The following is a 26,147-nucleotide window of genomic DNA, read 5'->3' on the forward strand; positions in this document are numbered from 1 at the left end:
GCGGCGGACAGATCGCCGACAAGCCGCTGAACCGCACGTTCGAACAAGACCCGTGTATACGGAGCGGACGTTCATGAAAAAGTCCTCTAACGCGGCTGATTTACTTATCTTCAGAGCGGGCGACGACGACGATTTGCGGAAACGTCTCCTTGCCAGGCCCAAAGAGACCATCGAGCAGGAACTCGGCGTGACGATGGCTGAAGACCACGAGATCCACGTGCATGAAGAGACCGCCGCCGCGACCCATATCGTCCTGCCCCCGCGCAACCGATATACCCGGAAGGAACGGGAGGAGGCGCGCACCGGCGCGTCGTCCCTCGCGTTTCTGCGCAAGACCATGTACGATCCCGCGCCGCCCCTTCGGCCGCCGGGTGACGGGGCGGGGCGCGTCCCCGGTCTCGATGCCGGCGCCGGGGTGCTGGCGGAAGCAGGCAGAGACAGCATCCGACGTGGTCTTGACTTTCTGGAGTCGACGCTCGACGGGCAAGGCGCCTTGCACTGCATCCGGTTCAACGTGGCCGATCCGAAGGTGCCGCGGCATTTCGAAAGGCCTCCCTTCATCTCGGCGTTCTGCGTCCTTGCCCTGGAAAGTTGCCAGGAAGCGAAGGCCAGATCCATCTGCGCCGCGGCCAGGGCTTATCTGGCCGACACCATCGAATATCCCGGGTTCTGGCGCTATTACCGCCATCTTCCCCAGGATCTCGACAGCACCACGCTCTGTTCCCTGGTGATCGGAACGCACCCCTGGATCCTGCTGGGGAGGAACATACCGCGGATTCTGGCGAACCGCGACGGGGAAGGCCGCTTCATGACCTGGATGCTGGAAGGCGACGAACCCGATGTCGTGTCGCGTTTTCGCATCGAAGCCGACCCCGTGGTCAATGCGAACGTCATCGCCTGGCTCGGTGACTGCCCGGAAACCAGGGATGCCCAGCGATGGCTGGAAGCACTGATCACCGATGGCGATCTCAAGGACGCGTCCAAGTGGTACCCCGACGAGATCGCGATCTGCTATGCGGTCGCCCGTGCCGTGAAACGCGTGACGCCCGCCCTGGATCGGCTGCGCCCGGTCCTCGCGGATCGTGTCCTGGGCCTGGCTGACGAAGAGGGCGGTTTCGGCAACGTCCTTCAGACGGCCCAGGCCGTGTCGACGCTCTGCGACGCCGGAAGCCTGGGAAGTACCGACGTGATGCGGCCGTTGAGGCGCATCCTGACCGCGCAGCGCGAGGACGGCAGCTGGCCGGAACTGCTCGCCTTTGGCGACCAGACGCTGAAGTTCGGCGCGGTGGGTCAAATTGGCCATGGCTCCGAAGCCGTGACCACCGCGTTCTGCATCGAAGCGCTCGAGCGTTTAGCCGCCTTCCTGCGAACCTGAGTCTTGCGGTGACGAGTAAACACCCGCACAGGTGCCAGGTTATGCTGACCAAGGAGGTGTAGCCATGTCACAAAGTCCCGTTGAAATCGACAGCGCTGAAATCGATGGCGCCGGGCCGGGCCAGGCCGACGCGACGCAGGAGATCGAACCGTCCATCCTGACCGCCCTGCCCCACTATCTGCCGCTGGGCGTTTTCCCGTTGATCATTCTCGCCGCGCTGTACGGCGGATGGTGGCTGCTGCCGCCCATGGTCTTCATGAGCCTTTCCTGGTCCTTCGACCGGGTGTTCGGCCGCGACGGACGCATCATGGATCCGTTTAAGACGCCGAAACACCGCCTGATCTGGCACAATCTGCCGGTCTGGTCATGGGCGTTTCTGTGGCCGCCCACCCTGGTTTTCGGTCTGTGGCAGATCCTGGTGGCGGATTCTTTCGTATGGTGGCAGGACGTTGTGCTGGCGATCATATTGACGATGGAAGCGCAGGCCGTGTTCGTCGTCGGCCACGAGCTGATTCACCGGCGCACGACCTGGGAACGCCGGATCGGCGAGTTCCTGCTTTCCTCCGCCTCCTATCCGCAGTATGCCACGGAGCACGTCTACATCCACCACGCCCTGGTCGGCACGCCATATGACGTGGGATCCGCGCCGAAGGGGGAGAGTTTCTGGCGGTACATGCCCAAGGAAATCGTCAGCAACCTCGTCAACTCCTGGGAAGTGGCGCGAGAACGCCTGGCGCGGCGGCGCCGGACCATGTGGCATTACAGCAATCCCTTCTGGCGCTACGGCTTCGGCGTCGCGTTCTGGTACGCGCTGGTATTCTGGATGGGCGGGATCTGGGCGGTGCCGGTCTTCGCCTTCCTGGGCCTGTCCTGCGTCTTTTCGATGAAGATCAGCAACTACTTCCAGCACTACGGCCTGCGCCGGGTCCGCCTGGAAAACGGCCGCTGGGAAAAAATCATGCCCCGCCATTCGTGGAGCGCCGACTGGAAGTTCAGTAACTGGATGCTTTTCAATGCGCAGCGTCACGCTGATCATCACGCGGTGGCATCCCGCCAGTATCCGTTGCTGCAGGTCAGTCTCGACGAATCGCCGGAATTGCCGGGCACCTATTCCGATATGATGAACATCGTGCTGAAGCCCAGGAAGTGGTTTGAAAAGATGGACCCGCTGGTGGACCAGTGGCGCAAGCATTTCTATCCGGAGATCGATGACTGGAGCGTCTACGACAGTCCGCTCGCCGCGAAACGACCCGATGCCTTTGACACAATCGTAGAAATCTTCGGCGCCGCCCCGCGGCTCGCGAATTGGATCGAACGAAACCCGGAACTCCTGGATAACCTGCAGGAACAGGAGTTCCTCGATCTCGATCTGCCGAAGGGATTCGAGCAGGACGAGGAATTCGAGTCGATCGCGCGACGCGGGCTTGCCCGGGTCTACTGGACCTATGAAATGGGCGTCCAGGAAATGAAAGACCAGATCGTCGAATTGCCCGTGGTCGATTCGAGGGAAACGGCCGAAATCGCGCGAAACTGGTCGAACGACAAGGTGTTTCAGGTCGGCATGCACGTTGTGCGCGGGAACCTGCTCCCGGCGGAGGCGAGAACGGCGCTGTCCAATCTCTCCGAAGCATCGGTTTCGACGGTGCTGGCCTCCGTGGTCGCGGATTTCGGCGAGCGGTACGGCACGGACAGCGTGGGCGAGGTCGCCGCCGTCTTCCTGGGCGATCTGGCCAGCCGGGAAGCCTATCCCGGCATTGCGGTCGACATGCTGTTCGTCCATGACGACTCGCAGACCGGCGCGAACGAACGCCTGTTCCGGAGTTTTCGAAAGGCCCTGGCCGACCTCGCACAGGACAACCTGTTGTTCTCCCCGGTCTCGTCCGACCCGGATGCCATTCCTTCGTTGGCGCTTTCCGAACTGGCCGAGCGTTCCGCGGATCTGACAACCGGCGGGGTCCCCGTCCTCACCCGGGCACGATGCGTCTTCGAGCCCGAGGGTTCCGGTATTGGTAGCCGTTTCGAAGAGGCGAGGCGCCGGGTCCTGGCCGAATGCGGCGCCGGCGAGGCGGGGTTCGCCAGGTCGGACGGACAGCCGGAAGAACAGCCCGAGACGAGTGTGTCCGCATTCGCCCATATGCACGGCGGGTTGAACGATGTCGAGCAGGCCGCGCGCTTCCTGCAGTTGACGCACGCCGGTGACTTCCTCGACGATCCGGCGCCGTCCGCCGCGGCGGTGTTCGAAGCAGCCGGCGAAGAGCCGCTGGCGCAAGCCGCGAACCTGTGGCGGGATCTCCAGGGCGTCCTGCGCCTTGTAGGCGAGGATGGAAATGACGAGACGAAGGCGGGGCCGAAGGTCAAAACCCTTGTTGCGACCGCTTGCGGGCAGGAGAACTTCGATGCGCTGGCGTCGGCGGTCAACGAGACCGCCTCCCGCGCCGCCGCCCGGATCGATTCGCTTGCCGCACACGCATGAAGGCGCCCACTGAGCAAACGCGAAAACCCGGAAGCCGGGGCAGACGAGCATGAATGTCCGCCAGGGGAAACTGACGAGAACAACCCCGGCCGATCGGGGCCTTGTCGATCTTCCCGCGCTTACCCCGCACTTGCGATCCCACGTCATCGGCGATCAAAAGACGCTGCTGGTTTCAGAGTCCTTCGATACGCTGCTGCACGGCGGCCTGATTTGCGATCTGCTGCCGCTCCTCGACGGCCGGCGCCCCCTGGCCGGCATCGTCGCCGACCTCGAGGGCCGCTATGCCGCGGCCGATGTGCGCGCGGCGGTCGTTTCGCTCTCCGACCGGGGCTACGTCGTCTCTGCCGACCATGGCATGGACCGGTCCCGGGCGGCATACTGGACGTCCCTCGGCGCATCGCCCCGATGGGCTGAACAAAAGCTGGCGGAATCGCGCGTCGCGGTCGACGGCGACGACGGAAGGCTGTCCCGGCATCTGGAAAGGAGCGGAGCCTGCGTGGGGGGTGACCTGGGGGCCGACGACGACGCCCGGCTCATTGTCATGGTCTGCGACGATTTCCTCGACGCACGATTTGCAGCGGTGAACCGGCGCCGGCTCGAGGCGGGAACGCCGTGGACGCTGGCGCGGCCGCGAGGCATGGAGGCGCTGTTCGGACCCGTCTTTCGGGCGGACCGGCAGGGGCCCTGCTGGAACTGCCTGGGCCACCGGCTAAGCGGCCACAAGGAAGCCCACCAGTTCCTGCGACACGTCGCCGGCGAGGAAGCCGCCTTCAAGCCGTTTGCCGCCGATCCCGGCGTGCTCGAAGCGGTATTCGGGCTGGTTGCGGCTGAAATCGTCAAATGGCTGGTGCTGGATGAGGCGGCCCCCGTACATAACCAGGCGATACTGATGGATGCCGGCACCTGCTCGAGTTCGAAGCATATGGTCATGCGACGGCCGCAATGTCCGGCCTGTGGCGACGAAGCGCTGTATCGGCCGGACCGGCCGCCGACCCCGTTGCATCTGAGAGCGAGTCCGAAACTCCATCGTAACAGCGGCGGAGCACGGGCGGCAACGCCGGAAGCTACCCTGTCGAAATACCGCCACCTGGTGAGCCCGGTCAGTGGCGTCGTATCCTGGCTGGCGCGCACGACCGATGAAAGTGACGCCTGGCTTCACGTCTACTGGGCCGGCAGCAATCCCGGCATGCGAAGCCGGAGCCTGAGTTCGCTAAGGCGCAGCCTGCGCAGCAAGAGCGCCGGCAAGGGCAGCACGCGGGAACAGTCCGAGGCCAGTGCCCTCTGCGAGGCGATCGAGCGCCATTCAGGCGCCTTCAGCGGTGACGAAATCCGCACCCGCGGACGATTCGTCGATTTCGCCGCTGAAGACGAGGCGATCCATCCCAACGACGCACAGTTGTTCAGCAACGATCAGCTCGACAACGCTGACCGCATCAACGCGACAGGACACCCCTACAATATCGTCCCGCCTCGTCTCGATCCCGACGCCGAAATCGACTGGAGCCCCGTGTGGTCGTTCACGCAAGGCCGGCATCGGTATCTGCCCACGTCGATGCTCTACAGCATGGCGCCCGAACAGCGCGGCCCCGCCGACCTGATCGCCGACTCCAACGGCTGCGCCGCGGGGAACACCCTGGAGGAGGCCATCCTGCAGGGGTTTTATGAACTGGTCGAGCGCGACGCTTTCGCCATATGGTGGTACAACGGGTTGAGCATGCCCGGGGTCGACCTGTCCAGCTTTGACGACGCATTCCTCGCATCGGCCACGGACTACTACGGCCGATGCGAGCGGGAAGTTTGGATGCTCGACGTGACGTCCGATTTGGGCATTCCGTCCTTCGTTGCGCTCTCCCGCAGGCCGGACGCGGAGACCGAGGACATCATTTACGGCGCGGGCGCCCATGCCGACCCGCGGCTTGCGGCCCTGCGCGCCCTGTGCGAGTTGAACCAGTGCCTTACGTGGCTGCCCCGGCCCGGTGGACACGGCGGCGGCGGTCATTCGGGCCGGCCTGGACCATCCGCGCGGCCCGCACGTCCCATGATCGACGATCCATTGGCGCTCAACTGGTGGAAGACGGCTCGAATCGCGGAGTGTTCCTGGTTGGCACCCTCGCCGGACGCGACACGCAAAAAAGGCGCGCAGTATGCGGTAATCGAAAAAACGGACACGCGAGAAGATGTGGAATTCTGCCGGGCGCAGGTCGAAGCCAGGGGCATGGAGTTCCTCGTACTGGAACAGACCCGGCCGGACATCGGCATGCCGGTTGTGCGGGTCGTTGTGCCGGGCATGCGCCATTTCTGGGCGCGATTCGCCCCAGGGCGCCTGTACGACGTGCCGGTGGACATGGGCCTTCGCGATCAACCCCTGGCCGAAGCCGATTTGAATCCCGCACCGGTCATCGCGTAAGGAGGACAGGTGAATATCGACGACGCCGTCCTGCTCACCCAGGATCGTTTCGCCGAAGAGGGCAGCTCGATGGCCGAGCTGCTGGAGCGGTTGCGAAACGGGGTTTCTCCGGATCTGATCGGCGAACGGGAGTGGGGGCTCATATTGGAACGCGCGAGGCAACTCCCCATCACCATGGGCGCCCAGCCCTTCGGTTTTGAACTTCCACTGCACGACAGCCGGCCCGTGGCGGACTTCGGCGTATCCCTGGCAAGCGGAAACCGTTCGGGCGACTTTTTCGAAGCGCAGGCGCGGGCTGACACGACCGATGAGACGGCTCGAGCGGTCAGGCGGCTGTTCGGGGAAATGGAATCTCCGCACTCGCCGCTGCGGGAGATTGTGGGGCGTAAACTGATGCTGGAGTACGATATAGGCTCGGCGACCGGAAGCGAAAACCAGCTGCCGGGCCTGTTCCTGCGGTCCAACGAACGCACGTTGCTCGGCGGCGGTGGTCTCCAGCGGGAGGTCGGGATCGTGGTAGATGCCCTCGTTTCCTGCGTCGGATGGCCGGAGAATGCGGATGAGAGTAGAAACGTCGAACGGATATACTTGTCGCAGCCGGAAGACACGCGTCTGGATTCCTTCGGCGTTTTCCCGTCCCGTAAGCGTACTGTCCGCCTGGCGATTATGGGCTTTAACGCAAGGGAAGGAATCTGCTCATATCTTGAAAACACCAGATGGCCGGGGCAGGTTACGGCAGTCGAATCCGTGCTCGCGCGCTTCAGGGACCGGGCGAACGTCGTGAGCGTCGGTTTGAATGTCGATGTGCAGGCGGATGGACTGGGGCCGACACTTGGACTGACGCCCATCGTCAAGCAAAGATACACCCAGGATTCCCGTTACTGGATCGACGGCATGACCGACTGGGATCCCGTTCTGGACGCGCTGGCCCATGAGGACTTTGTCGTTCCGGACAAGCTTGCGGCCCTTGCGGACTGGGCTTCGAAACCCACGACGCTGTTTGGAAGGACCGGGCCCTTTCTCATGTTGCGCGGCATACACCACATCAAGCTGGTCATCAGCGGAAACAGACTGGAGCGGGCCAAGGCCTATCTTTACATGGTGCTTTCCGGTGCGCTCTCGAACTGAGCGCCACCGAGCTCCACGACAGGATATCAATACAAAATCCCCCGACCAGGTTGATCGGGGGATTTTGAATTGATCTTCTTGATCATGCGAACTTCAGGTATTCGCATGCCTGCCGGTGTGCTGACCGGCTTACCAGCAGCAGCAGAGGCCGGCCGAGACGGCTTCGAGTTGCTCCTCGGTGATATTCGCATCCGGGGGCAGTGCAATATGCACCGTCTGCATATCGCTCTCGTGGACCTGGATCGACATGGATTCAGGCATCGTAATGTCCAGTTCCTCGCAAATGGTCGACTTCGGATCCGCGATCAACTTTTGCCTGAAATCAGCATCCAGAGAGGACTTCTCAACGATCTGCTTTAACATTTCATCGCCACTACGCATGACTCTTCCTCCTTCTAATGGCAAATTAAACGTCGTTAGCCTTTGGTCTTGTTTGAGAATCACAGCCTGTTGCAGTGAGTGAATAACTAAGTACATATATACTGTTTAAAACCTTAAAAGTCAAGTAATTTCGATATCTTGCAGGCATTGTAACCCATGGCGCCGCGGAACCAAACCCGTCTTTTGAACAGCAAAACCCGTCCTCGATCATTGTCTCATTCAGCCTGTTGGACGTGCCCGGTTTTACGCGTACCCGGACCCGGACAGGCCGGATCGCCCGGGAGCCTCCCCGCCCAACTCACCGCCACCCCCACGATCACGTTCAGCGCGAGACCGAGCACGCCGGCGTGCCAGCCCCAGACCTTGCCCATGCCCGCGAGGGTCAACCCGGCCGCGAGCGCCGTGCCCGCGGCCATGCCCGCGGCCGCGCCCGCCGCGCTGAATCGCGGCCACAGCACCCCCAGCACAAACAGGGGGGTGGTCTGGATCAGCACCTCCATCTTCAGTTCGATGAGTCCCCACAGGGTAAGATCCGGCGTCAGGGCGATGAGGACCAGGACGGCCATGATGATCCAGGACAGGCGCTTCCCCCACGCGGTAAGGTTTGCTTCCGGAAGCGATCCCATCCGGAACCGGCCCAGTACGTCCTTGACGAGCAGGGAGGAGAGGCTGAGCAGGACGGAGTCGGCCGTCGACATGATCGCCGCGACGATGCCGGTGAGGACGAGCACGGTCATGATGTAGAGCCAGGTGGATTCCGCGGCCCAGACGCCGAGTAGCCGGGGCATCACCTGGTCGGTGGCGATCCCTTCAAGACCCGTCAGCTGCGGGATGGCCAGGATGCCCACCAGGACCACCGCCGTGATGGTGACCAGGGGCATGAAAGCCATGAAAGTGAACGACCGCTTCAGGCTCCGGGCGCTCCGGGCCGCGAAGATGCGTTGGATCGCCTGCGGATAGACGGCGGCGGCGAAGCCGACCAGCAGGATGGTGCTGATCCAGGTACGGATCGTCTCTCCATCGGGTAGCGCGGCTTTTGAAGGCTGATGGGCGATGATCCACGCCGTCGCTTCGCCGAGGCGGTCGCTCCCCGCGACCACGGCGGCCAGCATCCCCAGCAGCCCGACGAAGAGGAGCAGGCCCTGGATGCAGTCGGTCCACGCCACGGCCTGCATCCCTCCGAGGGTCTCGTAGAACAGGATGATGACCGCGAGGATCACGACGCCCGCCCAGAACGGAATGGCTCCGCCGGAAAGACCGGAAACGATATGCCCAACCGCCAGGAGCTGCGCGAGCAGGTAGTTGGCGATGGCGACCACGAACAGCACGCCGGCGAAGACGGTCAGACCCGAACTTCCGTTCGCACCGAATCGATGGGTGATCCAGTCGCCCGGCGTCACGAAGTTGCCCCGTCGCGACGCGCGGTAGAGCGGCGGCGCGAAGAGCAGGTAGGCCACCACGATGGCCATCATGAACCCGACGCTCATGATCCAGGCGTATCCCAGCCGGTAGGCCTCGCCGGGATAGCCGATGAGCGTGTTGCCGCTGTACTGGGTCGCGTAGAGCGTGAAGAAGAGGACCAGGGCGCCCAGGTTCTTGCCCGCCAGGTAGAAGGACGACATGGAATCGTCCCGGCGGCGGGCACGGGCCACGTATCCCAGGACGATCATGAAGACGAGGTAGGCGGCCAGGAAGGCGAAGGCGCCGGGGCCGTAAGGCTGATCCGCCATGGGTTATCCGTCCTCCCGCCAGTACCGGTGTATCACGAAGGCGGTGAAGGACGCGACGGCCAGGCAGGCGGCCAGGCAGATCACGACCCAGTACGGAACGCCGAGCCAGACGGGTATCGGTTCGATCTCCGGGAGGTACCACGGTATGGAAAGGGCGAAGAGTGCCGCGTAGACGGCCCAGATCCACCGGGGAAAATGTCGGTCGGAAGGGAGAGGATTCATAGAAGTACGCGGGAATGTATCCAGGGAGACTCGGTCGGTCACACGCGGACGTATTTGTGCACGAGGTTCTCCACGCCCACCTCGCCCACGTAGATATCGCCGTGGCGGTCGACCCAGACGCTGTGGGCGCCGTGGGCCCGGTCGACCGGTCCGCCCCGGACGACCCACTGGGCGAGGAGCCTTCCGTCCATGTTCATGATGGTGACCCCGCCGCCCTCGCCCAGGAAGACCGTGTCCTCGTCATCGACGAACAGGCCGCAGGGCGCGGGACGCCCTGGCCATTCCGCGAGGAAGCTTCCCTCGGAATCGAAGACCTGGATCCGGTGGTTGGTCTCCCGGTCGGCCACGAGCAGGCGGCCGTCGGACACGGGAAAGATGTTGTGCGGGAGGGTGAACCGTCCGGGCTCGGCGCCCCTGCCGCCCCAGGTGTGGACCAGGTCTCCCGAAGGCGTTATCCGGTGCACGTAACACTGCCCGTACCCGTCGGAGACGTACAGGTCCCCGTTGGCGCCCTTGACGGCGCGCGTAGGCATGTTGAAGGGTTTGCCCGGTTCGCCGGCCCGGTTCGGCTCTCCCAGCGTCTGCAGCAGTGTGCCGTCGGTCGCGAACACCCGGACGGTATGATCCCCGCAGTCCGGAATGAAGATCCTGTCCTCCCCGTCGATCCAAATCTCGTGGGGCAGAGCCAATATGTCTTGACCCCATTCGTCCAGCAGGCGGCCGTCCCGGTCGTAGACCACCACAGCGGGATTCGGCTCCCGGTCGACGACGTAGACCCGGTCCCGCGAATCCACGGCCACGGCCGTGGCGATGCCCAGCGTGCGTTCGGATCCCCAACCGGGCACCTTCTCGTAACAATAGTCTCCGGATCCCCAGATCATGGTCTGCTCCTCCGGCGAAATGGTTTCCGCCCCCTACCCCGGCCCGGCAAGGGACCAGGATATCCCACTCGAACCCGGCGGGTACAAAGGCTTTGTCCCGCATGAATGAGCGGTATATACTTCGTCTATACAATTGGTTGCGGCCTACGCTCCGGCGCCCGGTCGACAAACTGCGCCCGGCAGACGGCCCGGGCGCCTGCTCCACGCCCTGGGTCCGGGTCACGCTCCGGCGCCGGGATCATTTACCGCCACCATCCCTGGTCGGAATTTCCGAACGACAGGAGTCTTTGAATGGGCGTACTCGACAGCTTTTCCCTGGCCGGACGCATCGCCGTAGTCACGGGCGGCGCCGGTCCGCAGTTCGGAAGCAGCATCTCCGAGGCCCTGGCCGAGGCCGGCGCCACGGTGGTCGTCGCTTCGCGGGACCTTGAAAACAACCGGCGGTTCGTCACCGGACTGAACGAACGGGGATTCGACACCCACCCCGAGGCGCTCGACATCACGAATACCGAATCGATCGATGCCCTGAAACGACGCGTAACGGACCGTTTCGGCCGCGTGGACGTCCTGGTCAATAGCGCCGTGGTCGGCCGCGGCGGCGGTTTCGACGAGCAGACGCCGGACTACTGGGCCGCCAGCGCCCAGGGAAACATGGTGGGACTCTTCGCCCTTTGCAAGGCCTTCGTCCCCGTCATGGCCGGCCAGGGCAGCGGCAGCGTCATCAATATCTCGAGTATCTACGGCGTCGTGGCCAACGACCCCGGCCTCTACGAAGAAACCGGCATGAAGCAGCCGCCGGACTACACCTTCGTCAAGGGGGGCATGATCAATTTCACCCGGTACGTCGCGAACTACTACGGGAAGCAGGGCGTACGGGCCAACTGCATCTGCCCGGGCGGGTATTTCAATGAACAGCCCGGACCGTTCGTGCAACGGTATGAACATCGCGTGCCGCTTGGACGCATGCTGGACAACGAGGACCTCAAGGGCGCCGTGGTCTTCCTGGCCTCCGACGCGTCCCGATACGTTACCGGGGTCGCGCTCATGGTCGACGGCGGCTGGACGTCGCTTTAACCGAACGCGACCAATCGCGGCCGTCGCTTTCTGGATATGACCGTATGCGAATGGCCCTGGCTTACCGCGTCTGAAGAATCAGGCTTCCGGATCAGGCTTCCGGATCGATGACTGATTTGTCCTGGGGGTAATAGTCAATCGCCTGTCGGCCGTGATCCAGGTCGTACAGGTCCCACGTGCTGTCGGACACGCCGAAAACGACCTCGAACCGGATGCCGGGGTGGATGACCGCCCTTTCGAACACCCGCACCGCGTCACCGTGGCTGAGGTGGTGGGGATGGCCGGGCAGGTCCCGCTGTTTCTGGAAGTTCCCGATGCGCACGCACACGACCTCCATGTCGAACCGCACCGCGTACATGTACCCCAGGCTTTCCCCGAAGACCTTGCTTATGGAGTAATAGCTCTCCGGACGCGGCGGCAGGTCGATCCTGCGGTACACGTCCTGCGGATAAGGCGCCAGCAATCCGGCCCTGCTGGCGAAGGCCACCCGGCGCACGCCATTGCGGTTGGCCGCTTCGAACAGCGTATAGGTCCCGATGAAGTTGGCATGGAGGATTTCCTCCCACGACGCGCCGCCGGAGGGATTGCCGGCCAGATGGATCACCGCGTCCATCCCTTCCGTGGCCTGAAGCACCGCGTCCATGTCGTTGATGTCCGCCACGACTTCGTCCTCCAGGCCCGGGGTCGGCACCCGGTCGAAACCGCGAAGGGGATACCGGTCCCTGAGCCCGTTTACGATGATCGTCCCGACGGCCCCCGCCGATCCGGTAACGAGTATACGAGGGGTTTCGTTCATTCCGACTCCTTGCGCATGAAGGGTCCACGGCGTTCGATCCAGTCGTAGGTCTCCTGCCAGGATGAACTGCCGTCTTCTTCCCAGAGGTCCAGCCGGATTCCCCGGATGTTGCCTTCGGTGAAACCGGTCAGCCGGTGGACCGAGGGATATCCGATAGTATAGTAGATGTTCCCGCTGGGCAGGCGGGTCTTTCCGATGTACCGGGGAAGCTTGGTGACCGGGTTCCCGGCGATACGGACCAGTTCGTCTTCGTCGACTTCGACGCCGAGGCCGGGTCCCTCCGGCACGGGGGAACAGCCGTCCGCCACCTCGATACGGCCGCCGGTCACGTCCTCTCCGTACTGGTCGTCCAGGTTGACCGTATGCATCACGTTGGGAATCACCGCGCCAAGGTGGAGCGCCATCGCCTTGTTGAGCGTGCCCCCGGTCATCTGGATCACGGTGGAGACGTTCGCCTCGGCACAGGCGAATCCCCGCTTCAGGCTCATGCCGATGCCGTGCTCGCCGACCATGTAGGCGTCGGCGCATCCTAGACCGATCTCCGGTCCGCCGCCGAGCTGCGGCACGTGCATCAAAAGGGGGATCGACGTCTGCTCGCGCAGGCGCCGCCAGCCGTCTACGTCGCGCCAGACTATCGGATCCTCGATCACGCCGACGACGGGCGACTTCTCGAGGTGTTCGACGATGCGCGCCACGTCGGCGAGCGACCGGTTGTGGTTGAAGTCGTAGTGCATCTTGAATCCGGGCGGAGCGACCTCTTCCACGGCGCTGTTCTGTTCGTATACATCGTAGTACTCGCCCGTGTGCATCTTGAAGATCATGTACCCTTCGTCCGCGGCGCGCACCACCTCGGCGGCCAGTTCTTCGGGGGACGCCACGCGGGTCCAGGCCGCGACGGGCACCCGGTCCCGCACCTTCTGTCCCATGAGCTTGTAGGCCGGGATCTCGAGATGCCTGCCCATGAGATCGTAAAGCGCGCCCATGAGACCTACGGGATAGCCCGCGTTGACGTGGTCGAAGGGACTGCTACCGGTCAACCGCTCCACGTCCCCGATGTCCATCGTGACGTGTCCCCGGCTCTCCCCGTATCCGACCACCCCGTTGTCCGCGGTGACCTTGAAGACCGTCTGGGTATCGATGGTCCTGAACTGGACCGTCTTGTCGACGTTCCGATCCGCGAGTTTCGGATTGATATGGGTTATGGCGATATCGGTGATTTTCATGGACTGCTTCTTTCCGCGCGGTGTTCACCCTCCGGCGACCGCGCCTTTAGACGTTATGGGTCAATTACATCGGGTAACTACCCATGGATTGGCAATAAGTGCTATCAACGGTTCGCCAGCGACCTGGGCGCGCCCTCCTGGTTCACGCCTTCCCGGACGGTGGTGGCGATGGGCCAGCACTGTCCGCCTCTTTTCCTGTACTCGTCCTCCGCGCCGCATAGCCAGGTGAACATCCGCGCGGCCGCGATGGCGCCCTGGAACTGCTCGAACACGCCAGCCGGCGGATCGAATTTGATCGTGTTGAAGTCGATGTCCTCCTCCGTGATCCAGTCTCTCCGCGGCGGTACGGTCCGCCAGTAGTTGTACTTGAGCAGGTTGCGGAACCTGCTCTTTCCCCTCTGCCCCGAAGAAGCCCGCGACCTGCGGTGCCAGATCCCGTAGACGGTGAGAAAGATCGTGCCGGCCGGGCCGGCCGACGATACGGTCCCCCGGATGGAACCGAGATGGGCCATCATGGGCGCCTTGTTCCGCATGAAGTGCGACCCGGGCAGCACCACGGTCGGTCCCATATCCTCGGTGCATTCCTCCGGATAGTAGAAGACCTGCAGGTATTCCAGCTGATCCGTGTAGATCGTGCCGCCGTCCCGGTGCCAGTTCTGGGGCTGGTCGAAGGGCAGGGGGCCCCGGTGGTTGCTGATGATGAGCGGCAGGGTGAAGCCGCTTCCCAGGAGCGACCGGACAGCGCCCGCGGCCTGCGGGTTCATGAGCACTCCGTCCACGAAGAAGGACTCCTTCATGATGGGCGTAGGCTCGTAGGTACTGTCGACGCGGTCCAGGTAGTCGATGACCTGTCTGTTGACGTCGTCAGGCACGACACCGGGGAGCATCAGGTAACCGTTCCGGCAGAAATCGACCACCTCGCGGTCCGTCAGCGTCGGCGCGCAGTCCATCTCCCTTCCGTAAGTCACGGCGGTCATCGAGGCCTCCATCTCCAACCTCCCTCCTATCTCCATCGCTCCAGCACGAACTCGTATCCGAGTCCGTAGGTATCCTGTTCCCGCATGGCGAGGGACGCTTCGGGAAACTTGATGATGCGCCAGCCGTCGTCCAGGGCTTCCTTGATCGTCCGGTACCGGAACTCGCCGTTGTCGTCGAGCCCGTCGGAGTCCGTCCCGTCTTCGTAGATACTGATGCCGACCACCGCCGAATGAGGGTTGGTCGTGGGCGCCTGCAGGTAGAGCAGGCCCTGGCGCCCGCTGCCCGGGCCGTGCTTCGCTTCGGCCTTTTCCACAAGGGCGATCGCTTCGTCGATGTCCTCCCTGGTCAGCGCGCCGGCATCGAAGCGTGCTCTGATGTTCTTCAACTGCGCAGTCAGTGGGTCCATCGTTCCTTCTCAGAACGGGTCGGCCGGGGCCTGTTGCGGCGGCCGGGGCCTGTTGCGGCGGCCGGGGCCTGTTGCGGCGGCCGGGGCCTGCCGCGGCGGCCGGGGCCTGCCGCGGTGGCCGGGGCCTGCCGCGGTGGCCGGGGCCTGCCAGAGGACTTAAAGAGAAACTTGAGCAAACATAACCGGACGGCGGAAATGTGAAAAGAAGAAAACCTTAGTTACCCGCGCGACGCCCTTACCATGAGCAGAAACAGGCATTCTCCGCAGACCAGTAGCGTGGCCAGGGAGAGGTGAAGGACCTGCGCCCCCGGCGGCAGGCCCCCGTAGGCCAGGACGACCCCCAGTGCGATCTGCAGCAGGATGGCGGCCAGGATGAACCGGGCGGCTGCATGTAGCTGCCCGGCCGTGCCGTGTCGCTGTCCGACCATGCCGTGTCGTCGCACCGCCCGGTAGAGGAGCACGCCGGCGATCAGGACCAGCCAGGAAGAAAACCGGTGCACGTGATCGACGAGGCCCACCTGGGCCAGCCAATCGCCCCGGGGCAGGCCGGCGTCGTCCTTGATGAAGGGATCGATGCCCTCCCGTACCTGCGTGCCGATGAGGACCTGGATCGCCGTTACGGCCAGGAGCACGAGCCCCAGCCGCATCAGTACGGACCGTCCCCGCCCGGTGAGTTCGACGCGCAGACGCTGCTGCATGGACTGGAAAGTCACGAAGAGCAGCAGGCACAGCAGGATGACCGCCAGGGCCATGTGAAGCGTAATGATCCCGGGCTGGAGGCCGGATATGACCACCTGCCCGCCCAGCCAGCCCTGGAAGCCAACCAGCACGAAACACAGGCCCGCGCAGTAGAAGACCGCCGGTTGCGTCTTTCGATATCGAAACGATCTCAGGAAGGTCGCGAAGACGAGTATCCCGATGACGACGCCCACGAGCCGGTTGGCGTATTCGGTCCACATCTTGACCGCGTTGAAGTCCGCGGGATCGTAGCCCTTCTCCCGGACATAGGCCATGTCCAGCGCTTCCACGCTCGCCGGCGGCAGCCAGGAACCCCAGCACCTGGGCCAGTCCGGACAACCCAGGCCCGCGCCCGTTATCCGTACCAGGCTGCCTACGGTGATGAGGAGTATCGTAGCCGCCAGGGTGGCGAGGGCCGTTTTCTGAAAGGCGTTCATGAATGGGCATCATAGACGGCCGCGCCTTTTTCGGCAAGGGATATCGGGCGCTGAACGACGGGCCCGAAGGTGCTGAACGACGGGCCCGGCGGCGGAAATTCGGTTGCCAATCCGGCCGCGTCGATGTATCTTGTGCCGTGCAGTTCGAGGCGGTATTTCAAGGGGTATAGCTCAGCTGGTAGAGCGGCGGTCTCCAAAACCGTAGGTCGCGGGTTCGAATCCTGCTGCCCCTGTTCCCTGTCACAGGCCGAGCGCCGCCGCGGCTCACGGGCCGAGCGCCACCTCTGTCCACAGGCCGAGCGCCACCGCGGTCCACGGGCCGAGCGCCACCGCGGCCGCCTTGACGGAACGGACGGGCCATGTCTTTCTTCGAAGTGGAAACCTGGGTACCCAAGCCCGACCGGAAAGTCGATCACGACGAAATGATCCGGACCTGGTTCGCCTTCGTGGAGGCCCACAAAGACGGCCTGTTCCCCGAATGGCGGTCCGCACGCTACTTTCGCGAGGTCGAACGAAACTCCGGCCGGGCCACGGGCCGCTACGTGATGGTGTTCGAATACGTGTCTCACGAAGGATTCCTCGCGTACAAGGAGAGGCGCAGGGACTGGTCGGGGCCCTATGCGGAATACAAGAAAGTGGATCCCTACCAGTTCTTCGACCTGGAAACCGTAACCGAGACCTGCTGGATGCCGGAAGAGCAGGACCGCTGGCTCGATTTCACCTGAGTGCCGCGAGAGACCACAATCAACCAGGTGTAACCATGCGTAACCAATACATACTCACGCCGTACTTCCTGGACCGGCACGACCCGGCGCTCCTCGAACTGGCGCGGGACGACTGGACCGTAAACGAAACCACGCTGCAGGGCGACAGCGAGATGGCCCGCACCCTTTGCGTGCACCGTCCCCTCGCCGACCGCGTAGCCGAGGCCGCGGAAGCCGGCAGGCGGCCGGTCAGCGTCGCGGGCGACTGTTGCGCGACCATACCGGTCATGGCCGGTCTGCGGCGGGCCGGAATCCATCCCCTCTTCCTGTGGCTCGACGCCCACGGCGACTTCAACACCTGGGACACGACGCCGAGCGGGTTCCTGGGAGGCATGCCGCTGGCCATGATGGTCGGACTGGGCGAGCAGACAATGGTCGAGAACGTGCGCATGGATCCGATTCCCGACGGGGACGTGATCATGTCGGACGGCCGCGACCTGGACCCCGGTGAGCGGAAACTGGTCGAAGCGTCCCGGCTGCGGCATGTCCCGGACGTGCTCGAACTCCTCAGGTGCGACCTGTCCGGCAGGCCGGTCTACGTCCATTTCGATACGGACATCCTGGATCCGTCGGAGGCGCCCGCCATGGGCTACCCGGCGCCGGGCGGACCGCCGTCCTCCGACCTGGAGCGCGTGTTCCGCCACCTCGCGGGACACTGCGACATCGCCGCGCTCTCCATCTCGACCTGGCGTTCCAACATGGACGAAGACGGCCGCAGCAAATCCCTGTGCATGGACCTCTTCGGAATCCTGACCGGCTGACCGGCGATCCGGCTTTCCGGCTAACCTGCGATCCGGCTCACTGGCGAGCCTCCCTTGTCCTCCTCCGATACCCTCTTCAAAGACCTGATCGTCATCGAGGCCGCGAACGTGCTAGCCGGTCCCGCCGTGGGCATGTTCTTCGCAGAACTCGGCGCCTCGGTGATCAAGGTGGAGAACATCAAGACCGGCGGCGACACGACCCGTCAGTGGAAACTGCCGGCCGAAGACGGAAACTCCGACGTGTCCGCCTATTTCTCTTCGGTGAACTGGGGCAAGCGGTCTATCGGCGTGGATTTCTCGATTCCTGCGGGATACGAGGTGATCGTGGACCTGGCACGGCGCGCCGACGTCTTTCTGCAGAGCTTCAAACCGGGCGACGCCAGGAAGTTCGGGCTCGATTACCCGGCCCTGCGCGGCGTAAACGGCCGGCTCATTTACGCGGATATCACCGCCTTTGGAGAGGAGGACGAACGGCCGGGGTTCGATGCCGTCCTGCAGGCGGAAACCGGTTTCATGGGCATGAACGGCACCGAGGCGAGCGGCCCGGTCAAGATGCCGGTGGCCCTCATCGACCTGCTGCTGGCCCATCAGCTGAAAGAAGCCCTGCTGATCGCCCTCATCGAACGGATACAGTCCGGGCGGGGGTCATACAACACGGTTTCGCTGTTCCAGTCCGGCGTCGCGTCCCTCGCCAACCAGGCCGCGAACTACCTGGTGGCCGGATCCGTACCGGGCCGTACGGGTTCCGACCACCCGAACATCGCACCGTACGGGACGGTGTTCCGAACCCGGAACGGGGATCCCGTCGTGCTGGCCGTCGGCACCGACAGCCAGTTCCAGGCCCTGTGCGAGGTGCTGGGCATCCCCGAAGCCGCCGCAGACGCGCGGTTCGCCACCAACCAGCAACGCGTGGTCCACCGCGACGCGCTGAACGCGCTGCTGGCACAACGAATGGCCGAATTGGAAAGGGACGACTTGCTGGATGAGTTACGGGCGCGCAAGGTACCGGCCGGCGCGGTCCGGAGCCTGGACGAGGTCCTTGCCCAAGATTCCGTGGAACCGCTGCTGCTTCAAGGGAAGCGAACCGACGGCGTCCCGATCCGCGGCCTGCGCACGATCACCTTCGAAAGCGGCGCCGTGTCGCCCCCTTCCTCGTTGGATGCGCCTCCGGCATTCAATGCCGATCGCCGGTTTGTGCTCGCCGACGTACTGGGATATACGGAAGAACGAATTCGGGAACTGCAGGATGCGAGGGCGGTACTTTAGTCCAATCGTTTCAGCTGGAACGGCCGCCGTTCCATCTACCGGATTTCGGTTGCTGGCACAGGGTAAGTTTCCGTATATTAACAAGCGTTTGAGGCGTGAGGACGCGAAGCACACTGTGCACTGCTATGTCATATTCCATTTTGCGCCTCGGAACGTACAGGGAAGCCGGATGGACGTTGATATCGCAGCCTATTACGCGCGCATCGGGGTCGGAGGCCCGTTGCCGGCGACAGCGGCGACACTGCGCCGCCTGCACCGTGCGCACATGCTGGCCGTGCCCTTCGAGAATCTCGACATCCATTGGGGCCGCCCGATTGTGCTGGAGGAAGGGCGGCTCTTCGAGAAGCTCGTGACGCGGGGACGCGGCGGGTTCTGCTACGAGCAGAATGGCCTGTTTGCGATGGTGCTGCGCGAACTCGGCTTCACGGTCGACCTGCTGGAGGCGCGCGTGGGCGCGAAACCCTGGGAGGACAGCCTGCCCTGGGACCACCTTACGCTGCAGGTCACCTTGAAGGAACGGTGGCTGGCGGACGTGGGCTTTGGCGACGGTTTCCGCGAGCCGCTGTTGCTGGACGAGGCGGGGTCGCAGGCACGCAAGGATGGCGTCTGGCGCGTGCAACACGACGGCTGCGAGGGCCTGCATTCGAGCCGCACGGCGGCCGGTGACTGGAAACCTGAGTATCGCTTCCGGCTGCGGCCGCGCCGGCTGGAAGACTTTGCGCCCGGTTGCGAACATCACCAGCGCTCGCCGGAGTCCCATTTTACGCAGCAGCGCGTGTGTTCGCTCGCAACGGAGACGGGGCGCGTCACGCTGAGCGACCTGTGCCTGATCGAGACGGAAGGGTTCCCGTCACGGACGCCCGCCGCCAGCTCTGAATCGGGAAAGGTCCGGCGCAAGGAACGGGACCTGGAGGACGAGGCGGAGTTTCTGCGGGTGTTGCGCGAGCGCTTCGGAATCGAAGGGATATGAGCGAATTAATCATTGTGGGTGACCGGGTGCTCGTCGAGCAGCATGACGGCGAACAGCTTACCCACTCGGGACTGTACCTGCCGGCCACGGTGACCGAGAAGGAGAAGGTGGGGACCGGAAAGGTCGTCCGCGTGGGACCGGGGCACCTGATGCCCAATCCCGACTACAATGAGGGCGATCCGGTCACGAGACCCGCCGAATCGGTGCGCTATCTGCCGCTTCAGGCCCAGCCGGGCGACTTCGCCTTCTACCTGCGCAAGGAGTCCATCGAGATCAACTACCAGGAGAAAACCTATATCATCGTCCCGCACAACGCCATCCTGGCGCTGGTGCGATCCGACGGCAACGTGCTGCAGGACCTCGAGGACCTGCTCGGCGAAGAGTAGCGTGATCTTAAGACCGGTGTGTAAACCCAAAAGAAGGAGCGTGAGCCAATGAACAGGACGGCGGCCTACAGGGCACAGCAAGGCATACCCGTCGCGCAACTGGGTGTCGACGTGCGAGGGGCGTTCATTACCCGTACCTACACTCATCTTCTCGGGGCGATCCTGGCATTCGCCCTGATCGAGATCTACCTGTTTCAGACCGGCATGGCGGAGTCGATCGCCCGCGTGCTGCTCGGCGGGTCCTGGCTCATCGTTCTGGGCGGGTTCATCATCCTGAGCTGGATCGCGTCCCATTTCGCGCATAGTGCACAGACCAGGGGCGGTCAGTACGGCGCGTTGGGGCTGTTCGTCGTGGGCGAGGCCATCATCTTCACGCCTTTGCTCTACGTTGCCGATTCCATGGCGCCGGGCGTGATCAACAGCGCTGCCACGGTCACGCTCCTCGGTTTCCTCGGGTTGACGATCGTGGCCTTTCATACCCGCAAGGACTTTTCCTTCCTCGGCGGACTGCTGAGGTGGGGGTTCATCTGCGCCCTCGTGCTGATCGTGGCCAGCGTGCTTTTCGGGTTCCACCTGGGAACGATCTTCACCGTGGCCATGATCGTACTGGCCGGCGGTGCGATCCTCTACGACACATCGAACGTCCTGCACCACTATCCGGAAGACCGGCACGTAGGCGCGGCGCTTCAACTCTTCGCCTCCGTTGCGCTCTTGTTCTGGTACATTCTGCAGTTCTTCCTGTCCTCGAGAGACTAAAGACATCAGGACAGACGATTCCAATTCACCAATCAGGGAGGAAGTTCCAATATGTTCAATTACAAGCGTATAAAGACTACGTTGTCCATAGGCCTGATGGCCCTGGTACCGGCGCTTTTCGCGCTGGCGTGCGAGGGAAAGGTGGGACCGACCGGACCGGCCGGACCGGCGGGACCGGCGGGACCACAGGGGACGCCAGGCTCGGACGGCAGTATAGGACCGGCGGGACCGGCGGGACCACAGGGGACACCAGGCTCGGACGGCAGTACAGGACCGCAGGGACCGGAAGGACCGGAAGGGCCGGAAGGGCCGCAGGGGCCGCCCGGCGAAGTTCGGGTCATCGACCTGGACCTGGTCGGTTCGTGGCGAGCCGTGGGTACGGATCTCGCTCAAACCCTTGCGCAGAATCTAAAGGATTTCTTGGTGAATATAGGGGGTCTGGACGAGACGACCGCAGATGCCATCGTCGCGGAATTCCTGTCGGAAATGGAAGCAGACCTGGCGAATTCGTCCATCGGGACATTAACCCTGAATGCCGACGCCACGGCCTCCAACGACCTGGATGAATCTGCCGTATGGTCCGCGAACGGCAGTGTACTGGTCCTGAAACAGGGCGATAGCGTCGTTTTTCTTGGGAATTACGCGGTCGAGGACGACAGCCTGACCCTGACCTTGACCAAGGCCCAATTACTGCAGTTGATCCAGTCCGAATCCGAAGAACCCCCGACTCCCGACGAGCTGATGTTCTTCGACATCGTGTTCGGGGAAGACGGTGGGATCAGCTACTTCTTCGAACGGGTATAGTCACGGACACCGAGATCGTAGTAGCCGGACCGCGGTCGTAGTAGCCGGACCGCGGTCGGTGTCATCGGTAAAGGCATACATGCACCCCAGACTGAAGACGATCGGCAGGGAAGTCGTTTCCTTCGGGCTTATCGCGCTGGTCCTGCTGGCGGCCCGGTCGACCCTGGCCGACCACTATACCGTTCCTTCCGGTTCCATGGAATACACGCTCCTGCCGGGAGACCGGATCTTCGTGGCCAAGTACACCTATGGCATCCGGTTTCCTTTCACGGACTGGAAGCTTACCGAGGGGCGCGAAGTGGAACGGGGCGAGGTGGTGGTTTTCGATTCGCCCGTGGAAGACATCCGCCTGGTGAAGCGGATCGTCGCCGTGGGAGGCGACACCGTGTCGATCCGCGGCGGCCAGGTTTCCATCAACGGCGCGCCGATGAGTTCCTATACGGATATGCGGGAGGAGCACTACGGCGAACGCCGGGTCCACCTGAACCTCAGTTACAGCGGAGGGGAGGATTACGGTCCGGAAACCATTCCCCCCGGGTATCTCCTGGCCATCGGAGACGCCCGGGGGAACAGCAAGGACGGACGGGTCTTCGGTTTCATCTCGAAGGACGCGGTCTACGGCCGGGCCGTGTCGGTCTACTACCGCAGCAACGAAGGTCTCTGCTGGCTGAAGCTGTAGCGACCCGCGGACCTACTGCGTTTCGGTCTTCGTTTCCTCTGCCTCTTCCTGCTCTCTCTCATCCGCGCGCTGCTGCCGTTGCATCGGGTTCTCCGGCGTCCGTATGCGCTGCTTGAACAGTTGGAAACGCGTGGGTTTCGACTGCGGCGGCCAGACGTTGTTGCTCAGGTCGGTGTCCGCGGTCTCCAGGAAGGGATCGAGGGTGATCCTCTCCACCGGCTGATCCATTACGAATACCTTGGTCACGCGGTCGTCGCGGTACCGCCAGATCTCCACCGGAATCCGCTGCACTTCTTTCGTGCCGTCCTCGAGCTCGAACTCCAGGATCACCGGCATGACCAGCCCGCCGACGTTCTCGAAGGTCAGTTCGTAGAAGTGCTTGCCGCTTTCCAGGATGGCCAGGTCCTCGGGGGTCAGGCTCTCCAGGTAGCTTTCATACTCGTCCTGGTCGAGAATGGAAACCTCGAAGGGATCGTATCTGTTGTAGAAATCGACCAGCGTCGAATCCTGCGCGACCATCGGGTCCGTGATGTCGGTCTGGTTGCGCGCGTAGCTGATCCCGCGGTTTTCCTCCGTCCGGTCCGCCCGGGCGATTTCCTTCTCCACTTCCGGGTTCCGCGTATTGATCTGGAACCACTTCACGTCGCCCAGCCCGAGATCCACGTGGTCCGTGCTGTAGAACCACCCGCGCCAGAACCAGTCCAGGTCCACGGCGGACGCGTCTTCCATGCTGCGGAAGAAATCCTCGGGGGAAGGATGCTTGAACATCCAGCGCTGGGAATAGCTGCGGAATGCATGGTCGAAGAGTTCCCGGCCCATGACGGTCTCCCGGAGGATATTCAGCGCGGTGGCGGGCTTGCCATAGGCGTTGGGGCCAAGCTGGAACACGGACTCCGAATTGGTCATGATGGGGGATATGCGCTCCACGTCGCCCTTCATGTAGTTCACGATCTGGTGGGCGGGACCGCGGCGGGACGGATACTCGGTATCCCATTCCTGTTCGGCCAGGTACTGGAGAAAGGTGTTCAGTCCCTCGTCCATCCACGTCCACTGCCGCTCGTCCGAATTGACGATCATGGGGAAGTAGTTGTGGCCGACTTCGTGGATGATCACGCTGATCATGCCGTACTTCGTCCGCTCGCTGTAGGTGCCGTCCGGTTCCGGCCGGCCGCCGTTGAAGCAGATCATCGGGTATTCCATGCCGATGCGGTTCGTGTGCACGGAAATGGACGTGGGATAGGGATAGTAGAATGTGTACTTCGAATAGACGTCCATCGTGTGGGCGACCACCTTCGTGGAATACCGTTCCCAGAGTGGATTCCCCTCCTTGGGATAGAAGGACATCGCCATGACGTGCTGGGGTCCGGACATGACGCCCATGGCGTCCCAGATGAACTTGCGAGAACTGGCGAAGGCGAAGTCACGTACGTTATCCCCGTGGAAGACCCAGGTCTTCTTTTCCGTCGCGCGGCCCTTTTCCGCTTCGACGGCTTCCGCTTCGGTCACGATCATGACGGGCTCGTCCGCCGTCCTGGACCGCTCGAAGCGCGCCTGCTGCTCGCTGGTCAGCACGTCCTTCGGGTTCTGAAGCACGCCCGTCGCCGCGACGATATGGTCGGCCGGCACGGTAATGCTGACCTTGTAGTCGCCGAAGGGCAGCGTGAATTCACCCCGGCCGAGGAACTGCTTGTTCTGCCAGCCTTCGACCTCGTTGTACACCGCCATGCGGGGGAAGTACTGGGCGATGGCGTACAGGTAGTTGTCGTCTTCCTCGAAATACTCGAATCCGGAACGGCCGCCGATCTTCATCCGGTCGTTGATGTTGTACCACCATTTGATCTTGAACGTGAAGGACCTTCCGGGACGGAGCGGCTCGGGAATGTCCACGCGCATCATCGTATTGTTGATGGTATGTGGCAGCGGATTGTCGCGCCGGTCTCGCACCCAATCGATCTTGAAGCCGCCGTCGAAGTCGTTCAACAGCCTGCGCAACTGGGCGAAGCTCATCTGCCCCGAGACCCGGCTGCCCGCGATCTTGCGCGTGTCCGAGTCCTGCGCGCGCACGTTCTGGTCGAGCTGCACCCAGAGGTAGGCCAGTTCGTCGGGCGAGTTGTTGTGATAGGTGATGACCTCGGTGCCGTAGAGGCGCTGCGTCACGTCGTCGAGCTCGATCTCCATCTCGTAGTCCGCCTCGTTCTGCCAGTACTGGTGGCCCGGCGCGCCGGAAGCGGTCCGGTACACGTTCGGCGTCGGGGCTTCCTGCTTGATCTGGCGGAACTTGCTCCGGTTGATCGATTCGGGGCCCTTCTGGGCCATAACGGAGGTGGACAGGCACGCGATGCTCAGCATGCATACGTAGAATAGAAGGCGTTTCGCCATAGGTCGGTCTCCTGATTTTCTCTGTTTTCTGTCTGTATTACGCGGGTCGCGCGCAAACGACACATACGAAAGGATTGCGAAGGAGAGAATATACAACGCAGGCGCAGGCGTGTAAAGGGAGACCGGCGGGATGGTGGGCGGGTGAGGTTTCGAGTGGTCGCGGTCCGGGGCGGCCACGGTCCCGGGCGGCCGCGGTCTAGGTCGCTAATCGGGACATCCGCCTTCGCAGAACCGAGAGTCGCACAGACTCCGCCGGTCAAAATTCAATGCCGATCGGTCGCCGGAATCAAAGAAGTCCATTGGTTCAAAATGGTTCTCAAACCAAAACATCGTATACCAGGCGTAAGCCCAGGCTCCCATCTCGGCGAAAGTCTGGTCATTACCGCCAGCGCAGGTATGCGGTACCGCGACATGCCGGGCCTCATGGACGAATAACTGAATCCAATAAACTGGAACGGCTCCATACCATTGCTTGTATTGATCCAGATTACGAAGCACAACGATCCAGAGCGGACCGCTCGTCATTTCGCCTTCCGAATTTGTCTCAATACGTGTCGTGACCACAATCCTTGAGTCGTCACGACAGCAATGACTGTTTTGCACGTTGGAGTCGAAGTCGATGCCTTCGACTGTCCCAACAAACCAGTTCCAAAGGGATTCCCGGGTCCAGGGCAACGGTTCCGAAAACTCCGCTGTCCTCATCAGTATCAGACTTTTATACGCGGCATACTGAGTTTCAGTAAGTCCGGTCGATCCGTCGACCTCGTCACAGAGAAGCGGCCGGTTCGCGGTCGGGTCATCGATAAACCGGATATCCAAATCCCGGTTGATTTCGGCTATATCCTCGGAAGTTGGGCAAGTAAGCACGTATTTCTTCGCATTATAATGTGACACCGTAACGGTAATGGTTGCCAAGGCATTGCCCGACTTGGCTGTTATCGTTGTGCTGCCGTTAGCTACTGCCGTCACCAGGCCCTGGGAATCCACGGTGGCCACTGCTTCGTCGCTGCTCGACCATGTGACCACCACCCCGGATACCGCCTGGCCGTTCCCGTCCAGCACCGAAGCCGATACCTGTACCGTCTCGCCGAGCGACATGAGCGTCGCCTCAGACGGCTCGATCACGATACTGC

Annotated in this window: 24 protein-coding genes and 1 tRNA gene; 14 read left to right on the forward strand and 11 right to left on the reverse strand. The window is 63.0% G+C overall.

The window, feature by feature from the left end; genetic code table 11:
* Positions 1–73: 73 nt before the first annotated feature.
* The 4 genes from F4Y38_09710 to F4Y38_09725 all read left to right on the forward strand — a co-directional run bounded on the left by F4Y38_09710 (position 74) and on the right by F4Y38_09725 (position 7,383).
* Positions 74–1,375 (forward strand): hypothetical protein, encoded by a 1,302-nt coding sequence (locus F4Y38_09710; protein ID MXY49551.1) that lies wholly within the window; start codon positions 74–76, stop codon positions 1,373–1,375.
* A 64-nt stretch (positions 1,376–1,439) separates the two neighbouring features.
* Positions 1,440–3,848, forward strand: coding sequence for a hypothetical protein (locus F4Y38_09715; GenBank protein MXY49552.1), 2,409 nt, complete (start codon positions 1,440–1,442; stop codon positions 3,846–3,848).
* 49 nt (positions 3,849–3,897) lie between these two features.
* Positions 3,898–6,255 (forward strand): TOMM precursor leader peptide-binding protein, encoded by a 2,358-nt coding sequence (locus tag F4Y38_09720; GenBank protein ID MXY49553.1) that lies wholly within the window; start codon positions 3,898–3,900, stop codon positions 6,253–6,255.
* Positions 6,256–6,264: 9 nt separating this feature from the next.
* Complete coding sequence (locus F4Y38_09725) at positions 6,265–7,383, forward strand: hypothetical protein (GenBank protein ID MXY49554.1); 1,119 nt, start codon at positions 6,265–6,267, stop codon at positions 7,381–7,383.
* Positions 7,384–7,512: 129 nt separating this feature from the next.
* On the opposite strand, the gene F4Y38_09730 is transcribed toward F4Y38_09725, so the two are convergent.
* The 4 genes from F4Y38_09730 to F4Y38_09745 form a co-directional block, all read right to left on the reverse strand.
* Positions 7,513–7,860, reverse strand: a complete 348-nt coding sequence (locus F4Y38_09730) for an NHLP leader peptide family natural product precursor (GenBank protein MXY49555.1) — start codon at positions 7,858–7,860, stop codon at positions 7,513–7,515.
* Positions 7,861–7,979: 119 nt separating this feature from the next.
* Positions 7,980–9,494: a sodium:solute symporter family protein gene (locus tag F4Y38_09735; protein ID MXY49556.1), complete on the reverse strand. Its 1,515-nt coding sequence runs from the start codon at positions 9,492–9,494 to the stop codon at positions 7,980–7,982.
* A 3-nt stretch (positions 9,495–9,497) separates the two neighbouring features.
* Positions 9,498–9,716, reverse strand: coding sequence for a hypothetical protein (locus F4Y38_09740; protein ID MXY49557.1), 219 nt, complete (start codon positions 9,714–9,716; stop codon positions 9,498–9,500).
* A 38-nt stretch (positions 9,717–9,754) separates the two neighbouring features.
* Entirely contained in the window at positions 9,755–10,597 is an 843-nt protein-coding gene (locus tag F4Y38_09745) for a hypothetical protein (GenBank protein ID MXY49558.1), read from the reverse strand.
* Positions 10,598–10,888: 291 nt separating this feature from the next.
* Here F4Y38_09745 and F4Y38_09750 point away from each other — a divergent pair, with 291 nt between their 5' ends.
* The gene (locus F4Y38_09750) at positions 10,889–11,671 is read left to right on the forward strand and encodes an SDR family oxidoreductase (protein MXY49559.1); all 783 of its coding nucleotides are present in this window, start codon (positions 10,889–10,891) and stop codon (positions 11,669–11,671) included.
* 91 nt (positions 11,672–11,762) lie between these two features.
* Here the strand turns inward: F4Y38_09750 and F4Y38_09755 are convergent, their stop codons facing one another.
* The 5 genes from F4Y38_09755 to F4Y38_09775 form a co-directional block, all read right to left on the reverse strand.
* A complete protein-coding gene (locus tag F4Y38_09755; GenBank protein MXY49560.1) occupies positions 11,763–12,467 on the reverse strand; it encodes an NAD(P)-dependent oxidoreductase in 705 nt (234 codons plus the stop codon).
* Positions 12,464–13,690: a hypothetical protein gene (locus tag F4Y38_09760; GenBank protein MXY49561.1), complete on the reverse strand. Its 1,227-nt coding sequence runs from the start codon at positions 13,688–13,690 to the stop codon at positions 12,464–12,466. The genes F4Y38_09755 and F4Y38_09760 overlap by 4 nt, the downstream gene beginning before the upstream one ends.
* Before the next feature lie 104 nt (positions 13,691–13,794).
* On the reverse strand, positions 13,795–14,703 hold the full coding sequence (locus tag F4Y38_09765; protein ID MXY49562.1) for a phytanoyl-CoA dioxygenase family protein: 909 nt from the start codon (positions 14,701–14,703) through the stop codon (positions 13,795–13,797).
* Complete coding sequence (locus F4Y38_09770) at positions 14,694–15,074, reverse strand: hypothetical protein (protein MXY49563.1); 381 nt, start codon at positions 15,072–15,074, stop codon at positions 14,694–14,696. The genes F4Y38_09765 and F4Y38_09770 overlap by 10 nt, the downstream gene beginning before the upstream one ends.
* A 218-nt stretch (positions 15,075–15,292) precedes the next feature.
* Complete coding sequence (locus F4Y38_09775; protein ID MXY49564.1) at positions 15,293–16,249, reverse strand: hypothetical protein; 957 nt, start codon at positions 16,247–16,249, stop codon at positions 15,293–15,295.
* 160 nt (positions 16,250–16,409) lie between these two features.
* Here F4Y38_09775 and F4Y38_09780 point away from each other — a divergent pair.
* The 9 genes from F4Y38_09780 to lepB all read left to right on the forward strand — a co-directional run bounded on the left by F4Y38_09780 (position 16,410) and on the right by lepB (position 22,635).
* Positions 16,410–16,482, forward strand: a tRNA-Trp gene (locus F4Y38_09780).
* A gap of 126 nt (positions 16,483–16,608) precedes the next feature.
* Positions 16,609–16,974, forward strand: a complete 366-nt coding sequence (locus F4Y38_09785; GenBank protein ID MXY49565.1) for a hypothetical protein — start codon at positions 16,609–16,611, stop codon at positions 16,972–16,974.
* 35 nt (positions 16,975–17,009) lie between these two features.
* Positions 17,010–17,774, forward strand: coding sequence for a hypothetical protein (locus F4Y38_09790; protein MXY49566.1), 765 nt, complete (start codon positions 17,010–17,012; stop codon positions 17,772–17,774).
* A gap of 54 nt (positions 17,775–17,828) precedes the next feature.
* Positions 17,829–19,040 carry a CoA transferase gene (locus F4Y38_09795; GenBank protein MXY49567.1) on the forward strand — a complete coding sequence of 404 codons (1,212 nt, stop codon included), beginning with the start codon at positions 17,829–17,831 and terminating at the stop codon, positions 19,038–19,040.
* A 169-nt stretch (positions 19,041–19,209) separates the two neighbouring features.
* Positions 19,210–20,010 carry an arylamine N-acetyltransferase gene (locus tag F4Y38_09800; GenBank protein ID MXY49568.1) on the forward strand — a complete coding sequence of 267 codons (801 nt, stop codon included), beginning with the start codon at positions 19,210–19,212 and terminating at the stop codon, positions 20,008–20,010.
* On the forward strand, positions 20,007–20,396 hold the full coding sequence (locus F4Y38_09805; protein MXY49569.1) for a co-chaperone GroES: 390 nt from the start codon (positions 20,007–20,009) through the stop codon (positions 20,394–20,396). Before F4Y38_09800 ends, F4Y38_09805 begins: the two co-directional genes overlap by 4 nt.
* Positions 20,397–20,444: 48 nt before the next feature.
* A complete protein-coding gene (locus F4Y38_09810; GenBank protein MXY49570.1) occupies positions 20,445–21,152 on the forward strand; it encodes a permease in 708 nt (235 codons plus the stop codon).
* A gap of 51 nt (positions 21,153–21,203) precedes the next feature.
* On the forward strand, positions 21,204–21,956 hold the full coding sequence (locus F4Y38_09815; GenBank protein ID MXY49571.1) for a collagen-like protein: 753 nt from the start codon (positions 21,204–21,206) through the stop codon (positions 21,954–21,956).
* Between the two features lie 79 nt (positions 21,957–22,035).
* Positions 22,036–22,635, forward strand: coding sequence for a signal peptidase I (gene lepB, locus F4Y38_09820; GenBank protein MXY49572.1), 600 nt, complete (start codon positions 22,036–22,038; stop codon positions 22,633–22,635).
* 12 nt (positions 22,636–22,647) lie between these two features.
* On the opposite strand, the gene F4Y38_09825 is transcribed toward lepB, so the two are convergent.
* Positions 22,648–24,951, reverse strand: coding sequence for a M1 family metallopeptidase (locus F4Y38_09825; GenBank protein ID MXY49573.1), 2,304 nt, complete (start codon positions 24,949–24,951; stop codon positions 22,648–22,650).
* Positions 24,952–25,218: 267 nt separating this feature from the next.
* The coding region (locus F4Y38_09830; GenBank protein MXY49574.1) for an Ig-like domain-containing protein at positions 25,219–26,147 on the reverse strand (929 nt) is incomplete at its 5' end.

Source organism: Gemmatimonadota bacterium (genome assembly GCA_009838645.1).
Lineage (GTDB): Bacteria > JAAXHH01 > JAAXHH01 > JAAXHH01 > JAAXHH01 > JAAXHH01.

What these genes read in the sequence shown, in the direction of transcription:
- F4Y38_09710 (MXY49551.1), top strand. Translation starts at nt 74, where the DNA reads ATGAAAAAGTCCTCTAACGCGGCTGATTTACTTATCTTCAGAGCGGGC.
- F4Y38_09715 (MXY49552.1), top strand. Translation starts at nt 1,440, where the DNA reads ATGTCACAAAGTCCCGTTGAAATCGACAGCGCTGAAATCGATGGCGCC.
- F4Y38_09720 (MXY49553.1), top strand. Translation starts at nt 3,898, where the DNA reads ATGAATGTCCGCCAGGGGAAACTGACGAGAACAACCCCGGCCGATCGG.
- F4Y38_09730 (MXY49555.1), bottom strand. Translation starts at nt 7,860, where the DNA reads ATGTACTTAGTTATTCACTCACTGCAACAGGCTGTGATTCTCAAACAA.
- F4Y38_09735 (MXY49556.1), bottom strand. Translation starts at nt 9,494, where the DNA reads ATGGCGGATCAGCCTTACGGCCCCGGCGCCTTCGCCTTCCTGGCCGCC.
- F4Y38_09740 (MXY49557.1), bottom strand. Translation starts at nt 9,716, where the DNA reads ATGAATCCTCTCCCTTCCGACCGACATTTTCCCCGGTGGATCTGGGCC.
- F4Y38_09745 (MXY49558.1), bottom strand. Translation starts at nt 10,597, where the DNA reads ATGATCTGGGGATCCGGAGACTATTGTTACGAGAAGGTGCCCGGTTGG.
- F4Y38_09750 (MXY49559.1), top strand. Translation starts at nt 10,889, where the DNA reads ATGGGCGTACTCGACAGCTTTTCCCTGGCCGGACGCATCGCCGTAGTC.
- F4Y38_09755 (MXY49560.1), bottom strand. Translation starts at nt 12,467, where the DNA reads ATGAACGAAACCCCTCGTATACTCGTTACCGGATCGGCGGGGGCCGTC.
- F4Y38_09760 (MXY49561.1), bottom strand. Translation starts at nt 13,690, where the DNA reads ATGAAAATCACCGATATCGCCATAACCCATATCAATCCGAAACTCGCG.
- F4Y38_09765 (MXY49562.1), bottom strand. Translation starts at nt 14,703, where the DNA reads ATGGAGATAGGAGGGAGGTTGGAGATGGAGGCCTCGATGACCGCCGTG.
- F4Y38_09770 (MXY49563.1), bottom strand. Translation starts at nt 15,074, where the DNA reads ATGGACCCACTGACTGCGCAGTTGAAGAACATCAGAGCACGCTTCGAT.
- F4Y38_09775 (MXY49564.1), bottom strand. Translation starts at nt 16,249, where the DNA reads ATGAACGCCTTTCAGAAAACGGCCCTCGCCACCCTGGCGGCTACGATA.
- F4Y38_09785 (MXY49565.1), top strand. Translation starts at nt 16,609, where the DNA reads ATGTCTTTCTTCGAAGTGGAAACCTGGGTACCCAAGCCCGACCGGAAA.
- F4Y38_09790 (MXY49566.1), top strand. Translation starts at nt 17,010, where the DNA reads ATGCGTAACCAATACATACTCACGCCGTACTTCCTGGACCGGCACGAC.
- F4Y38_09800 (MXY49568.1), top strand. Translation starts at nt 19,210, where the DNA reads ATGGACGTTGATATCGCAGCCTATTACGCGCGCATCGGGGTCGGAGGC.
- F4Y38_09805 (MXY49569.1), top strand. Translation starts at nt 20,007, where the DNA reads ATGAGCGAATTAATCATTGTGGGTGACCGGGTGCTCGTCGAGCAGCAT.
- F4Y38_09810 (MXY49570.1), top strand. Translation starts at nt 20,445, where the DNA reads ATGAACAGGACGGCGGCCTACAGGGCACAGCAAGGCATACCCGTCGCG.
- F4Y38_09815 (MXY49571.1), top strand. Translation starts at nt 21,204, where the DNA reads ATGTTCAATTACAAGCGTATAAAGACTACGTTGTCCATAGGCCTGATG.
- lepB (MXY49572.1), top strand. Translation starts at nt 22,036, where the DNA reads ATGCACCCCAGACTGAAGACGATCGGCAGGGAAGTCGTTTCCTTCGGG.
- F4Y38_09825 (MXY49573.1), bottom strand. Translation starts at nt 24,951, where the DNA reads ATGGCCCAGAAGGGCCCCGAATCGATCAACCGGAGCAAGTTCCGCCAG.